This is a genomic window from Rhodococcus sp. 06-156-4, from assembly GCF_002259345.1.
GTDB classification, from domain to species: domain Bacteria; phylum Actinomycetota; class Actinomycetes; order Mycobacteriales; family Mycobacteriaceae; genus Rhodococcoides; species Rhodococcoides fascians_E.
Map to the genome: position 1 here is coordinate 1 of NZ_NPGB01000037.1, position 13,516 is coordinate 13,516.

The following is a 13,516-nucleotide window of genomic DNA, read 5'->3' on the forward strand; positions in this document are numbered from 1 at the left end:
GGTGGGTGGGTGGCGCACGCACCCATCATCAGTTCAACGATGCGCCGCCCACCCGGTTCAATCGCTTCGTCCGTTCCCGCGCGGTAGTAGATCCACGACCCCATCCACGTTAGCCGGAAGGCGGACTTCCCCTATGTAGTCCTGAACGAGGGCTCAGTCATCACGCTAAGTTCACCGGAATCTGAGACCACGTGGCCAGCATCGCAGCGGATGCTTGGTCAGAGACCATGGTGGCGATACTTCTGCCGCCGAAGGTCGGATCGAACAGCTGTCCACGTGTCGTCGGTGGTGCCCCGCCGTCATAATTCGAAGAATGGGGTTTCGTCGCCGTCCGGGTTCATGTCCTGAATCACCACGTCGAGATGGTATCCAGTGGGGGTGGGTCGGGCGGTGAGCTTCCTACGCTGCTGCGCGTCCAATCCAGCCAGCACGGGGTCGACGGCATTGGCATCGGGCTCGTCGGGAAAGTAAATCCGGGTGACGAGTCGGTCGAGTAGTCCGCGCGCGAAGATGGCGAGGTCGATATGAGGGGCCTCGGTACGGTTGTCTTCGGCAGGCAGTGCACCCGGCTTGACGGTTCGGATGGTGGCCGTTCCTGACGAGTCGGCGATTGCACGACCGAAGCCGCGGAAACCGGGTGGAGTTGACGGCGTCGCTCCGCGTGGGTCGTCGGGGTGATCGAACCGGCCGGCGGCATCGGCTTGCCAGGTCTCGATCATGGCGTCCGCGAGCGGTGTACGGTTGCCGTCAACGATCGTGACCGAGATCGTGACGGTCAGTGCGCCGTCGGTGTCGTCGGGTACCACGTTCGGGCCGTCGGGCCAGGGGAGTCCGATATGCAGGTAGGGTCCGACGGTTTGTGAGGGTGTCTGCCCGAACGATGCGGTGGTGAAGTTGCGGCCCGGCTCGACGCGATAGCGGGGTGCGAATACAGGTGCTGCGGCAACATCATTCATTGTGGTCTGTTCCCTCGAACGGTGTGGCGTTGCGGCCGCGGAGCACGATGTCGAAGCGGTATCCGAGGGCCCAGTTGTCCAGTGTTTCTTCGTAATCGAACACGCCGGTCATGCGTGCTCGGGCATCTTCGGGAGCGGAATTGTAGATCGGGTCCTGAAAGAACATGGGGTCGTCCGGGAAGTACATCTGAGTGACCAGACGCTGGGTGAATGCCCTTCCGAGCAAGGAGAAGTGGATGTGGGCGGGTCGCCACGCATTGTGGTGATTACCCCAGGGGTAGGCGCCGGGTCGCACTGTGGTGAAACGGTAGTGCCCCGCTGCATCGGTCATGACCCGTCCGACGCCGTCGAAGTGGGGATCGAGGGGCGCAGGCCAGTTGTCGAGGGTGTGCCGGTATCGACCAGCAGCGTTCGCTTGCCACACCTCGACCAGGGTGTTCGGTACGGCGCGTCCGTCGCTGTCGATGACCCGTCCGTGCACGATGATGCGCTGCCCGGAGGCCTCGCCGCCGCGTACCAGGGTGAGGTCCGCATCGGCTGCGGTGATGCGTCCTTCGCCGAGAACAGGGCCGGTGATCTCGGTGAGGCGTTGGGGCAGGAGAATCAAGGGCTGTTCGGGGTGCCGAAATGCAGTGGTCCGGTAGTCGGCGAAGTCACGGGGTGCGTGTGTGCCGGACTGAGCACGGTAGGGGCCGCTCGAGGCATCGACCCCCGGGCGACCGGTTAGCTGTGAAGGCATCGGTAGTTCCTGACATTGCAGTGGAGACTGAACGGGGCGGTGCAGTACAGAGGAGTGCACCTGAGAGAAACTATGTCGGTTCGGGTGCGCCGAATGCCACCCCACTTCCGCCTGACGGAAGAATTCCTGGATTCGCCCGCTAGTGTCGACCTATGGACAGTCCGATGCACACCGCGCTCTCACGTGCGGGCGCCGTCGTGTCGGCTTTCGACGCCGAACGCCGCACGCTGTCGCAGACCGACATCAGTCGTCGTACGGGTTTACCGTTGACGACCGTGCACCGGATCTGCGGCGAACTGTCGTCGTTCGGGGCACTCGAACGTCGGAGCGACGGGAAGTATCAAATAGGTCTCCGACTGTGGGAGATCGGATCGTTGGCGCCACGCTCCCAGGGGCTTCGGGAGGTTGCACTACCGATCATGGAAGACCTCTTCGTCGCGACGCAGGAAAACGTACAGCTGGTGGTCCGTGAGGGGAACGAGGCCGTGTGCGTCGAGCGGATCTTCGGCGCCAAAGCAGTCCAGCTCCGGGGCGGCGCGGGCAGCAGACTTCCCGTACACGCGTCCAGCGGAGGTCTGGTGATCCTCGCCAGCAGCGAATCGGGTGTTATCGAGGAGGTTCTCGCAGGTGAGCTGCCGCGGCTGGGGGCCAACACGGTCGTGTCCGATCACGGTCTTCGCCAGTTGTTGGCGGAGACTCGGCGTACCGGTTTCGCAGTCTGCAACCGATTCGTCGACGAGGTGGCAATCGCCGTTGCAGCACCCGTTACAGATGCGAAAGGGGCTGTCGTTGCCGCGCTTTCGGTCGTCGCCTCCGTCGACACAGCCGACCCGCGGCCACTCGTTCCAGCAGTGCGCACCGCCGCCAGGGCAATCTCGCGAGCACTAGGATCCAACTAGGCTTAGCAAGCTCGCCAATCAACCGCTCTCTCCACAGTCAACAACTTCGGTCACCCCGTCAGTTCGGAACTGATCGCGAAAGCATCGTGTGCAAGGCCTGTGAATTGCGCCGCGGCGCTCAACGCTTCGAGAAGTGCCTGCCGCGCTGGGTCATCCGGGCTCGGGGCCTGAGAACTGTGCGGAGATCGTCGCGGAGGGCGCTGCGGGCGCAGGTCCCAGATCGGTAGCTAGGACAGGAACGGTTGTACGACACGGATGGGACCTGGCCGGCATCGTCTGACCAGCCCAGGCCCCGACTCCAGCTAGCGCTGCGCCGTGATTCGTTCGACGGCTGGTTTTCGAGTACGCATCAACCGGGGCGTAGTTGCGTGGTGACAGCTGAACTGCGATCGCAAGTGAAAGACACTGCGGCACAGTATATGCAGTGGTTTACTTGTCATAAGGTAGCTTATCGGCAATAAACGATGACGAATTTCATCCGTGCAAGAACTCGTCGCCGGACGCATATTCGGCTCATGACGAGCATCAACGTCCTGCAGTCTGCGCCAGATCGAACTAGCCAGAGAAGATGTTTGTGTGCTGCGGGCAACCTGTCGGCGCATCAGCCAGGCTTGATGACCCGCAAACTGTTGCACTAGAACGGATTACGTTACACAACGAAGATCGTCGCAACACGTAGCTCGGCATACGGTTGGCAGTGCAGGCTCACCGATTCCCACAGCTCGCGAACACGTCGGCATCCAGCCCGAACTCGCCGCCATCTAATACATCGCGTTGCCAAATACCTTCTTCCATTTCGTCACCCGTGACGAAATGGAAGAAGGTATAGACCACGATCTTGGGTACGAGAGACTCCGCCCCGCGCCCCACAACTCGTCGCCGGGCGAGGTCTCTTTACCGCGGGGTCAGCGTAGGATCGGGGCCGACCCTGACAAGGACCTTGCCGAAATTGGAACCTCGAAGTAACCCGATCAACGCCTCCGGTGCAGATTCCAGACCGTCGACGATGTCCTCGCGATACCGGATGCTTCCGCTGTCGATCCACGATGCGACGTCACGCTGGAACGCACCGTACTGAGTCTTGACGAACTCGTTCTGAATGAATCCGCGGACTGTCAGACTCTTGGTGAGGATAGCGCGGAGCAATGCGGGGGTGCGATCATGATCGCCCTCGCGCGTGACTCCGTTGTACTGCGAGACCAATCCGCATACGGGTACCCTCGCGAAAGAGTTAAGCAATGGAAACACCGCATCCCAGATCGCGCCTCCCACGTTCTCGAAGTAGACATCGATGCCGTCAGGGGTCGCCGCGCGCAGGTCTTCGCGAAAGGTTGGCGATCGGTGATCGACGGCAGCGTCGAAACCAAGCGTTCGTATGTAGGCAGTCTTCTCAGGCCCGCCAGCGATGCCGACCGCGCGCGCACCTTTGAGCCGGGCGATTTGCCCGACCATTGAGCCCACGGGCCCCGACGCGGCGGCCACGACGACGGTCTCTCCCGGTTGAGGCCGCCCGATCTCAAGAAGCCCTGCATAGGCGGTGAAGCCCGGCATCCCAAGAACGCCGACGGCGGTAGAAATCGGCGCGCGGGCGGGATCTAGCGGTCGAACCTGATTCGCCGACACAGTGGCGTACTCTTGCCAGCCAACATGGGCCAGGACGATGGTGCCAGGGTCTAGGTTGGGGACTGCGGATCGAACGATTTCGCAGACGGTACCGCCTTCCATCACGGAGTCGATCTCGACTGGCGCCGCATAGGACTTGGCAGCGCTCATTCGACCTCGCATGTAAGGGTCGACCGAGAGATAGATCGTGCGAAGAAGTAACTCACCAGGTGCAATGTCCTGAGGAATCGGGACTTGCTCGAGCCGGAAGTTACCTACTTCAGGTTCGTCTGTGGGACGAGATTGCAGGACGATGCGGGTGTTCATAGCAGACGCAGAAGTCATACTACGGATCATAATCCCCGTCGGGCAAGCAGCGACAGAACTGGCCTCGCTCGGAAATTCACCCTCCAGATTCTGCTGAGACACCGCCCCTTACGGCGGTCCTCGAAGGTCGTCCTCCCTTCTGTCCGTTCGTAGTTCGGGCTGCGGAACACCGAATGCTGTAAGTCGGATTCGGAATAACGTCCGGCTGAATTCTGACCGAACCGGTGGACTACTGTACCCGCCGACGTCGCTGTCAACACTCTCTTCCCTCGTGACTGTGAGACACCGAAGCGGCCCAATGGGACATTTCGTTGTCGCCCCATCTCTCGACTCGCCGGGCTGGTTACGACGACTTGTTCCGAAACGAGAGGTAGGTCAGGCCTTCCACTCCGCGGTACGTTCCGGGGTGGCAACTGCTAGCGCCACTGTGAGCTTAGGCGCGGTGAAATCTTTTCCGTATGAGGGCGTTCCGGGCTGCTGGCGCCAAGACTCGGCGATGGTGCCGGCGTCGACGGGGTCGAAACCGAGTTCGTCGACGATGGCCGACACAATTTTCTTGCCGTCTTCGTCGTCGCCTGCGATCGGCAGGGCGATCCGGCCCTCGGTCCCGGCTTCGGTCCCCCTCTCGAGCAGGTGTTTCCAGTGGATGCCGTTGAACACCTTGTAGACCGGAACACCGAGAAGCTCGGATACCCAAGCGCTTTCGGGCTGACCATCTTCGATGGCGGCAATCTTGCCGTCACGCTGCTGCGGGTAGTAGTTGTTGGTCTCGATCACCGGTGCGCCGGGTTTGCGCGCCGAGAGGGTTCCCTTGGGTAGGTCCGGGGTGTTCTTCTGCGGAATGCTGACGACGACTAGGTCGGCATCTTCTGCGGCGTCCTTCGCCCAGACGGCCCGCGCGCCGGTTTCGGCTGCAAGCTCTGCAAGTGTCTGGGGATCGCGCGAATTGGACACCCTCACTTCGTGCCCCAACTGTGTCAGACGGCGCGTCAGCGTTCCGCCGATGAATCCTGCCCCGATGATTCCGATCTTCACTCTGGTGACTCCTTACGTTGTAGGACTTGTACTCTCCGGGTGAACTCCTACGGCCGGGAGCTAATTCTCCGGTCTTGCCCGCAGAGCGACCTGGACGCACCTTCTCCACATTGCCTTGTCGTCCAGAATGTTTCAGGAGAGCCCTGCTTGATCCAGCACTGGCACCGAAATGGTCGTGGCGCTCAGTTCAACGGCCCTCTCGGCGTCGTCCAACCTGTTGATGCCCTTGAGCATGAACGGCCCGTCCCACTGGCTGCCCAGCCAGGCTATGTCGTCAAACGACGGCAACGGGTGGCCATCCATTCCGGACGCGGCTTGGCCCGCCGAGAACTCAATCATCCTGGGTCGCAGAACCTCTCGGGAAGCAATCCAGTGCAGCTGAAAGAACGTCTGCGGATTCGCTGCAACGACGTCCTCGATGGGCTTGCTGGCGAACAACGACAAACCCATCGAGATCCCTCGCGCAGCCGCTGCGCGTGCGACCGCGACCTCACCGTCCGGGTGCACGGCTTGCACACCCGTCGGTGAGATCATGACCGGGAACGAAAGCGGTTGTCCCATGAACGTTGTCGACAGATCACGCTTGTCCGACAAGCCTGGCTACATGCGGGGCGAACCTCAATTCACCGAATGCCGCCGTGTTGTCGCCTGCAGTGATCCCGCGCTCCGAGCCCGCCACCAACGCGGCGTACACGGACTTCGGAAGACGCTTCGTCGCACGACGCTGCGCCTCGGCAACAGACTCGAACCACCCGTTCTTGCGCAGCATCCTCCGCTCAGACGCCCAGTTTCCGGTCGAACCCTGCCGGCATCACCACGTCCGACGGTGAGAGGTCGTGCACGGACGAGTGCCCGAGTCCGAGGACGGCCGAGTCGACGCCGCCGCGCAGGATGTCGAGAACGTTCTCCACTCCTGCCTGGCCGTTGGCCGAAAGACCCCACAGGTACGCACGTCCGATCAGTACGGCGCGGGCGCCGAGTGCAAGCGCTTTGACGACGTCGCTGCCGCGCCTGATACCGCCGTCGAGCGTGATCTCGATCTGGTCGCCGACGGCGTCGGCGATGGCAGGCAGAGCGCGGATCGGGGCCGGGGTGCCGTCGAGGTTGTTGCCGCCGTGGTTGGACACCGAGATCGCGGTGACGCCTGCATCGACGGCCTTCTTGGCGTCGTCGACGCGCATGACGCCCTTGAGCATGAACGGTCCGCCCCACTGCTCACGCAGCCAGGCGACGTCCTCCCACGTCGGAAGAGGAGTGCCCATCCACTCGCCGTACGCGCCGAAGAACGTCGGGGCCGTACCACCGGGCGGCGTCAGGTTGGGGGTGGAGAGATCCGGCAGCTTGCCTGACTTGGCGAACTCCCACAGCCACTTCGGGCGAGTGATGCCCTCGGGCGCGAACTGCGCCATCGCCTTGGGGTCGAGCTTCTCCGGAATCGACGGGCTGCCCCAGTCGCGGCCGTTGGAGAAGGACCAGTCGAGCGTCATGATCAACCCGACCGCTCCTGCAGCGCGCGCACGTTCCATGCGCTGCAGGAGAACCTCGCGTGAACCGACCCAGTACATCTGGAAGAAGGTCTGCGGGTTCGCCGCCGCCACTTCCTCTACGGACTTACTCGCAAACGACGACAATCCGACGGGAATTCCGCGCGCAGCCGCAGCACGGGCGACTGCGACCTCACCGTCCGGGTGTACGGCCTGCACACCCGTCGGGGAGATGATGACCGGGAACGAGAGTGGTTGTCCCATGACCGTTGTCGACAGATCACGCTTGTCCGACAGACCGGCGACGTGCGGAGCGAAACCTACTTCACCGAACGCAGCCGTGTTGTCGTCGACAGTGATCCCCCGCTCCGAACCCGCCACCAATGCAGCGTAGACGGATTTGGGCAGACGCTTCTTGGCACGCCGCTGCGCTTCGGCAACGGTCTCGAACCACGCACTCTTGGCCATAGCTGTTTTGCTTCCTATTCCATTCCTGCGAGCGGGTTTTCGTCGCAGATCTTGGCCGGTGGCCGCATCATCAGAGTGAGCGGCACCGACGCTCTCGGTGTCTTGCGCTGCCCGGTACGGGAATGGTCGACGCTCGACTTGGGGATCTCCCCCGCCGCGGCCAACGCCAATTCACCGTTACCGATGACGCATTCGGGATCCGGACCGTCCATGGGGAGGCCGGTGAAGAATTTCGCTGCCATGCAGCCACCGCGGCACGAATCGAAGAACGAGCACTTGGTGCACGCTCCCGACGTCTGCGGCGAACGTAGTTCCTGGAACAACTCCGATGTCTGCCAGACGGATTGGAATCCGCCCATAGCCGCAGATGTCGTTGTCGCGGGACGCGCGTCGCGGACGATGTTTCCGGCGAGGAACTGCTCGTGGATGGCGAAGGGGCAGGCGTAGACGTCGCCGATCGGGTCGATCAGGCAGACGACGCGGCCTGCGCCGCACAGGTTCAGGCCCGGGAGGGCGTCGCCGAATGCGGAAAGGTGGAAGAAGGAATCACCGGTGAGTACGCCTTCTCCGTTGGCGACGAGCCAGTTGTACAGCTCGCGCTGCTGACCGGCCGTAGGATGCAGATCGTCCCAGACGTCGGCGCCTCGGCCGGACGGCCGCAGTCGTGTGATCCGCAGCGTCGCACCGTACTTGTCCGCGAGCGCCTTGAAGTCGTCGAGCTGGCTCACGTTGTGCCGAGTGACGACGACGGAGATCTTCGCGTCCTTGAAACCCGCCTCACGTAAGTTCTCCAGAGCGCGGCAGGCCATGTCGAACGAACCGGGCCCGCGCACTGCGTCGTTCACCTCTGCAGTGGCGCCGTCGATGGAGATCTGAACGTCGACGTAGTCGGAGGCCGCAAGACGTGCCGCAACCTTCTTGTCGATCTTCACGCCATTGGTCGAGAACTTCACACCGACCTGGTGCGCCGTCGCGTAGTCGACGAGCTCCCAGAAATCCGAACGCACGGTCGGCTCGCCGCCACCGATGTTGACGTAGAACACCTGCATCTTCTGCAGCTCGTCGATGATCGACTTGCACTGTTCGGTGCTGAGCTCGCGCGGGTCACGTCGGCCCGAGGAGGACAGGCAGTGCACGCACGACAGGTTGCAGGCGTAGGTCAACTCCCAGGTCAGGCAGATCGGGGCGTCGAGACCGAGTTCGAATTGATCGACCAGCTTGCCGACCGCGGGCGGCGGTGCTGTTCTTTCGAGCATGGAGGTCATGGGGTGCGTCCTCTTCACAGGTCTGTGGTGACGTCCAACGGGGCTGCGTCGGGTGAGTCAGAAAGAAAGTCAGATTTTGGAGATCATCTTCGAATCAGCCAGCGTGGACAGCGCTTTCACATACGGCGCCATACCGGGTTCGCTGACACCTGCGGCCGCGATCGCCGACCGCATATCGGGATGCTCGGGAAACGACTCGATGATCGCCACGATCGTGCGATTCTTCAGAAAGGAGAGCTTGCGTGTCCCGAAGTGGTAGAGCAGCGCCCCGAAAGACTCGGGACGCAGCGCCACCTGCGGGTGAAGCGCCCACCGAGCATCCAGATCGAGCTCCTGGCGGACCTTCACATCTGCGGTCATGGTCAGTACACGCCGCACATACCGTCGATGGAAACCTCTTCCACCAGAGACTCTTCGACCAGATCGGGAAAGCCTTCGCCCGAAGTGTGATCCAACGACGTCGCCTGTTCGTCGATAGCTGACATGAGATGTGGTCCCTTCTGTTGCGTTTACCGTCGTCGACTATATCTGCACTCGGTGCACAATCTGAAAAAGTGCGCGCATCTTTACATATCTGTCACATCGATTGCGATCTGAACTCGCCGCGATTGGGCGTCCTCGACACGCCCCTACCGCGCGACGATCAAAGTCGCCGTCGTTGACCCCCCACCCGGAACGGCGCGCCTCTCCACCCTACTGAGACACGTGGAGCCGAGGACATTTGCGCCCACGGGAGCTTTCGCAAGACGGGGTCCTATCGGGGACACGCAATGGATGCCTCGGCAGCCTTTGGACACCGCGCGATCCGCTCGGGGCCGGCCTGTTAGAACAGCGCGAACCCCTGGGCCCGAATTTCAACTCCGGGCTGGGCGTAGTGCAGAAGTGACAGAGGCGAACATCGTGGATTTGATCGTCTGAAGTGTCTGACGATCCTTGCCTACAATCGGTGTCAGTACACCCCTGGCGGTTTCGAGCAATTCATCGACCGTGGCCGCGCCGTCAACCAAACCGGCGGCGAATGCTGCGGTTCCGCCATAACGATGTCCAGTAGTCATCGCCGTCATCGCGGCTTGCGGGGAGAGCTTAGCTTGCACGAGCGCTGCCATACCCGGGGTGAAGGGGACGTTGATGTCGACCTCGGGCAGGCAAAGGTAACCGCGATCTTCGCGCATGATGCGGTAGTCGTGAGCTAGTGCGAACATCGCGCCTGCGCCAAAAGCATGACCGTTGATAGCGGCGACTGAGGGTAGGGGGAAGATCAAAATTCGGTTGAGCAGGTCATGAACGCGACCGACGTAAGAATCTTTCCTCTCGCCGTCACACCTGAGCCACTCCAGATTCAAGCCGTTGGAATAGAATTTACCCACCCCGACGGTTATCAGTCCGCGTGCATTATCTTCGACTTCATCGAGATTTGCATCCAAGCTGTCGAGCCACTCTGGTGTGAACCGGTTCTCAGAATCGCCGAGCGTCAAGACCGCTATTTCATCCTGATATTCGAGTTTCATAACCATGCCAATATCCCTTTCGAGGCTACACCTAGGCCCCTTGCCGTCTGACCTTGAGTAACTCGCTGCCAAGCTGCGTTATACCGCATGTCGGCGGATTGAAGCGGTCTGTGCCGTGACGAAGCAGTTCGGGCGAGATCTCAACAACAGCTGTAGCAGTTGACCTTTCAGCAAACAATGCATAAGGATGGCGCACCCCACGCAGTGCTCTGATTGCGATGAAGAAGTCTCATGTAGAGCTCTGGTACGGCGCCCTCATCAGCAAGGCCCTGCGCCCACTGTTAACGACGTCACGATTCACGCTCATCGACTTGCCGCGCTATCGCGAAGAAACGGTGGCATTTTCTTCTGAGATAGAAAGGCTCTTTTCTACTGCCTCTGCAAAAACGGTCGAATCGCGGTTGCCATGTTCTGTCGATACGAATATCTTCCCAGTCGGGAGCGCCAGAATTTCGTGATGTACAAGCTCTCCTGAAAGCTGCGGCCATATCCTCGCCTTCGGCTCCGTTCCGTCCTCAGCGATCGCGAGCATTCCCCCGATCCGGCGGGTCGTAATGCTGGGAGCCGCCGCCAACGCCTCGATCAGCTTGCCCTGCAGATCAGCTGCCACCGTCTCGAGCCGGTCGTATGTGCCCTCGCGTTTGAGCACTTTCATCGTAGCGAGAACCGCCGCCAGCGAAATGGGGTTGCCGTTATATGTTCCGGCGTGAACTACCCCTTTGGAAACAGAATCCACCAAGTCTGCGCGCCCAGCCACGGCTGCGTGCGGAAAGCCTCCCGCTATTGCCTTGCCGAACACCGACAGGTCGGGCGTGACGCCGTATCGCTCGGTCGCACCCCCCAAGGCAACCCGGAAGCCGGCAATGACTTGATCGAAGATCAGAACGACGCCGTTTTCTGTGCACAGGCTACGTAGCGTATTCAAGAAAACGGGGTCGGGCTCGTGCAGTCCGGCGTTGCTCTGGACCGGGTCTAGCAATACGGCACCGATCCCCAGCTCTCGCGCACGCGTCAAGACGCTCCGTATCTGATCAACGTCGTTGAAAGGAAGAACAATCAGATCTTTGAGGGCATGAGGATTCTGCCCCCTCGTATTCGAGGTTGGCTCTTGCCCGCCGTCATGAACCCCAACACTGGCAAGCACCGAGTCATGCCAACCGTGATAGCTACTCACGAACTTAACGAACCCGTTACGTCCCGTCGCGGCCCTTGCGAGTCGCAGCGCGACCTGAACGGCCTCTGTTCCGGTGTTGGTCCACAACAGTCGCTCAGCACCAGGAACGACATCCAAGACAGCTTCAGCAGCCAGGTATTCGTAACGATGGCCCATACCCACAGATTGCATGAGCGGCAGGACTTTCGATACTTCGGCGATGACCTCGGGGTGGCTGTGGCCCAGAATCAGCGGACCCCAACCCATGACGTAATCGACGTACTCGTTTCCTGAAATATCCCACAGATGCGACCCGGACCCGCGTTCGGCGAAGATCGGATGAGGCCGGACTCCTGCTCGAGCACCTGAGCTCACTCCCCCGCCCACGGACTTCTTAGTTCTCGCGAACGCATCGGAGGAAGCAGTCAAATCGGTCATCGGTATCCTTTCGCCTGGTGATCGCGCGGCGTCGGTGTACACCGGCATTTTGCCACCGTAGAGAATCAATTCGAACGAACGTTAGTAAAGTATCACGCCACGCCGGTAGCCTGGATGTAAGTTCTGCGACGTCCCGCCGCTCCTGGATGCCTGGCGGGATTACGCCTGGTCACGGGGTAAACCGTTGCCTAAAATGTGGCACGGTTGCAGTTCGGGTGGTACTATATGAACGAATCTACAGTCACATAGTTTGGGTCGACCACGCTTCGACCTGTGTGTGTTGGTACTCGTGGACCGGTAGACGGCTTAGCCATATCCCTTCCTGAAGGTGAGGATTGTGTCTGAAAGCGGGACGGGTGCAGCATCGGAGGGGCCGAACCAGGTCCCGCCTCTCGAACTAATCGATCGAGGCGAGCGGCGTCCTCGTGCCGCAGCCCGACAGTGCGCTTGGGGGCAAAGCTGACCGGCCATCCTCCCACCAATGATCGTAGAACGATTACAACTGCAACATGCACGGCGTGATCTTGTTTCGTACTCAACAACCTCTAGGAGCACTCATGAATGTCGGACTCTTCTACGCGCAGCAGTTGCCTGACACTGCACCACATATCGGGTTCGAGTGGGACATGCAAGTGGCTAGGTGGGCTGATGAGTTCGGTTTCGCGGAAGCATGGTTTTCCGAACACTTCACCGAAGGATACGAACGCTGGTGTGCGCCGGAACTGCAGATTGCAGCAGCATTGCGCGAAACCACCAATCTGAGGTTTGGTACAGCAGCGAACCTACTGCCCTACCATAATCCAGTCGCTCTTGCGCACCGGTTGATGGCGTTGGACCACATGGCGCAAGGACGCCTCATGGTCGGGTTCGGAGCTGGTGCATACCCCACCGATGCTCAACTCTTCGGCACCGAACTGCCCGCGCAGAACCACGAGATGCTTCTCGAAGGCCACGATCTGATCAAAGCCATCTGGGCCAACACCGGTGAGGCCCTCAAGATCGACGGAAAACACTTCTCCGTCGACATCCCCGAACTCGATCCCGTCAAAGTTCTCGGCGGACACTGGCGCCCTTACCAAGAGGGTGGACCCCGAACAGCTATCGCCGGCTTCTCCCCCCGCTCGTCTACCATCCGCGAAGGCGGAGCACGCGGAGACATCCCGATGAGCATCAGCATGACCGACGGATTTCTCAAGGGACACTGGGATGTGTACTGCGAGGGCGCCGAGTCCGCAGGACTGACACCAGACCGCGGGGACTGGCGTGTCGTGCGCGACGTGATCGTCGGGCCGACCGACGAGGCGGCAATGGAACTAGCGCTTTCCACCCCGATTCGTCGCCAGTGGAACGAATGGACAATCCCTGCAAACACCCCGCACCTTCAAAAGGTCGCTGCCCGCCACCTCGATCCAGCACTGGTCGACCAAGAGTATCTCGCGCGCAACAACTGGGTCGTCGGCTCCCCCGAGACCGTGATCGCCAAGCTCGAACAGGAGCAGAAGGACTGCGGAGGCTTCGGTACTCTGCTGGTCTACAACTACGACTTCCACGCCGAGCCCGAAAAGTTCCAGCTACACCTCGAGCTGCTCGCCAAAGAAGTAGCACCAGCGATAAAATCGAGTTTCTGACTCCCCTCGGTGAT

General features: G+C 61.1%; 12 protein-coding genes and 1 pseudogene. 2 read left to right on the top strand and 11 right to left on the bottom strand.

The features are described from left to right. Positions 1 to 299: 299 nt before the first annotated feature. On the bottom strand, positions 300 to 956 hold the full coding sequence (gene pcaG / locus CH290_RS26645; RefSeq protein WP_033188273.1) for a protocatechuate 3,4-dioxygenase subunit alpha: 657 nt from the start codon (positions 954 to 956) through the stop codon (positions 300 to 302). Further along, positions 949 to 1,695 carry a protocatechuate 3,4-dioxygenase subunit beta gene (gene pcaH, locus CH290_RS26650; RefSeq protein ID WP_052083028.1) on the bottom strand — a complete coding sequence of 249 codons (747 nt, stop codon included), beginning with the start codon at positions 1,693 to 1,695 and terminating at the stop codon, positions 949 to 951. The genes pcaG and pcaH overlap by 8 nt, the downstream gene beginning before the upstream one ends. Before the next feature lie 152 nt (positions 1,696 to 1,847). On the opposite strand from pcaH, the gene CH290_RS26655 reads away from it, so the two are divergent. After that, the gene (locus CH290_RS26655) at positions 1,848 to 2,594 is read left to right on the top strand and encodes an IclR family transcriptional regulator (protein ID WP_033188272.1); all 747 of its coding nucleotides are present in this window, start codon (positions 1,848 to 1,850) and stop codon (positions 2,592 to 2,594) included. A gap of 894 nt (positions 2,595 to 3,488) precedes the next feature. On the opposite strand, the gene curA is transcribed toward CH290_RS26655, so the two are convergent. The 9 genes and pseudogenes from curA to CH290_RS26700 all read right to left on the bottom strand — a co-directional run bounded on the left by curA (position 3,489) and on the right by CH290_RS26700 (position 11,874). Then, positions 3,489 to 4,541 carry an NADPH-dependent curcumin/dihydrocurcumin reductase gene (gene curA / locus CH290_RS26660; RefSeq protein WP_033188271.1) on the bottom strand — a complete coding sequence of 351 codons (1,053 nt, stop codon included), beginning with the start codon at positions 4,539 to 4,541 and terminating at the stop codon, positions 3,489 to 3,491. Positions 4,542 to 4,898: 357 nt separating this feature from the next. Next, positions 4,899 to 5,558, bottom strand: coding sequence for an NADPH-dependent F420 reductase (locus CH290_RS26665; protein WP_033188270.1), 660 nt, complete (start codon positions 5,556 to 5,558; stop codon positions 4,899 to 4,901). Positions 5,559 to 5,720: 162 nt separating this feature from the next. Next, positions 5,721 to 6,324 (bottom strand): annotated as a pseudogene (locus CH290_RS26670) (alpha-hydroxy-acid oxidizing protein); the annotation flags it as partial. A gap of 10 nt (positions 6,325 to 6,334) precedes the next feature. Beyond that, positions 6,335 to 7,510 carry a pre-mycofactocin synthase MftD gene (mftD, locus tag CH290_RS26675; RefSeq protein WP_033188269.1) on the bottom strand — a complete coding sequence of 392 codons (1,176 nt, stop codon included), beginning with the start codon at positions 7,508 to 7,510 and terminating at the stop codon, positions 6,335 to 6,337. 14 nt (positions 7,511 to 7,524) lie between these two features. Next, the gene (gene mftC, locus CH290_RS26680) at positions 7,525 to 8,775 is read right to left on the bottom strand and encodes a mycofactocin radical SAM maturase (protein ID WP_033188268.1); all 1,251 of its coding nucleotides are present in this window, start codon (positions 8,773 to 8,775) and stop codon (positions 7,525 to 7,527) included. Between the two features lie 69 nt (positions 8,776 to 8,844). Next, positions 8,845 to 9,135, bottom strand: coding sequence for a mycofactocin biosynthesis chaperone MftB (gene mftB / locus CH290_RS26685; RefSeq protein WP_033188267.1), 291 nt, complete (start codon positions 9,133 to 9,135; stop codon positions 8,845 to 8,847). Between the two features lie 2 nt (positions 9,136 to 9,137). Beyond that, positions 9,138 to 9,260: a mycofactocin precursor MftA gene (gene mftA, locus CH290_RS26690; RefSeq protein WP_080748621.1), complete on the bottom strand. Its 123-nt coding sequence runs from the start codon at positions 9,258 to 9,260 to the stop codon at positions 9,138 to 9,140. A gap of 369 nt (positions 9,261 to 9,629) precedes the next feature. Beyond that, the gene (locus tag CH290_RS26695; protein WP_033188266.1) at positions 9,630 to 10,289 is read right to left on the bottom strand and encodes an enoyl-CoA hydratase/isomerase family protein; all 660 of its coding nucleotides are present in this window, start codon (positions 10,287 to 10,289) and stop codon (positions 9,630 to 9,632) included. A 313-nt stretch (positions 10,290 to 10,602) separates the two neighbouring features. Then, positions 10,603 to 11,874, bottom strand: coding sequence for an aspartate aminotransferase family protein (locus CH290_RS26700; protein WP_033188356.1), 1,272 nt, complete (start codon positions 11,872 to 11,874; stop codon positions 10,603 to 10,605). A gap of 557 nt (positions 11,875 to 12,431) precedes the next feature. Between CH290_RS26700 and CH290_RS26705 the strand changes: the two genes are divergently transcribed. Continuing rightward, positions 12,432 to 13,502, top strand: coding sequence for an LLM class flavin-dependent oxidoreductase (locus CH290_RS26705; RefSeq protein ID WP_033188355.1), 1,071 nt, complete (start codon positions 12,432 to 12,434; stop codon positions 13,500 to 13,502). Positions 13,503 to 13,516: the final 14 nt, after the last annotated feature.

Bases quoted from the DNA above. Each gene is read 5' to 3' on its own strand.
- pcaH (WP_052083028.1), bottom strand. From the start codon at position 1,695: ATGCCTTCACAGCTAACCGGTCGCCCGGGGGTCGATGCCTCGAGCGGC.
- CH290_RS26655 (WP_033188272.1), top strand. From the start codon at position 1,848: ATGGACAGTCCGATGCACACCGCGCTCTCACGTGCGGGCGCCGTCGTG.
- CH290_RS26705 (WP_033188355.1), top strand. From the start codon at position 12,432: ATGAATGTCGGACTCTTCTACGCGCAGCAGTTGCCTGACACTGCACCA.
- mftD (WP_033188269.1), bottom strand. From the start codon at position 7,510: ATGGCCAAGAGTGCGTGGTTCGAGACCGTTGCCGAAGCGCAGCGGCGT.
- CH290_RS26700 (WP_033188356.1), bottom strand. From the start codon at position 11,874: ATGACCGATTTGACTGCTTCCTCCGATGCGTTCGCGAGAACTAAGAAG.
- mftA (WP_080748621.1), bottom strand. From the start codon at position 9,260: ATGTCAGCTATCGACGAACAGGCGACGTCGTTGGATCACACTTCGGGC.
- curA (WP_033188271.1), bottom strand. From the start codon at position 4,541: ATGACTTCTGCGTCTGCTATGAACACCCGCATCGTCCTGCAATCTCGT.
- mftB (WP_033188267.1), bottom strand. From the start codon at position 9,135: ATGACCGCAGATGTGAAGGTCCGCCAGGAGCTCGATCTGGATGCTCGG.
- CH290_RS26695 (WP_033188266.1), bottom strand. From the start codon at position 10,289: ATGGTTATGAAACTCGAATATCAGGATGAAATAGCGGTCTTGACGCTC.
- mftC (WP_033188268.1), bottom strand. From the start codon at position 8,775: ATGACCTCCATGCTCGAAAGAACAGCACCGCCGCCCGCGGTCGGCAAG.
- pcaG (WP_033188273.1), bottom strand. From the start codon at position 956: ATGAATGATGTTGCCGCAGCACCTGTATTCGCACCCCGCTATCGCGTC.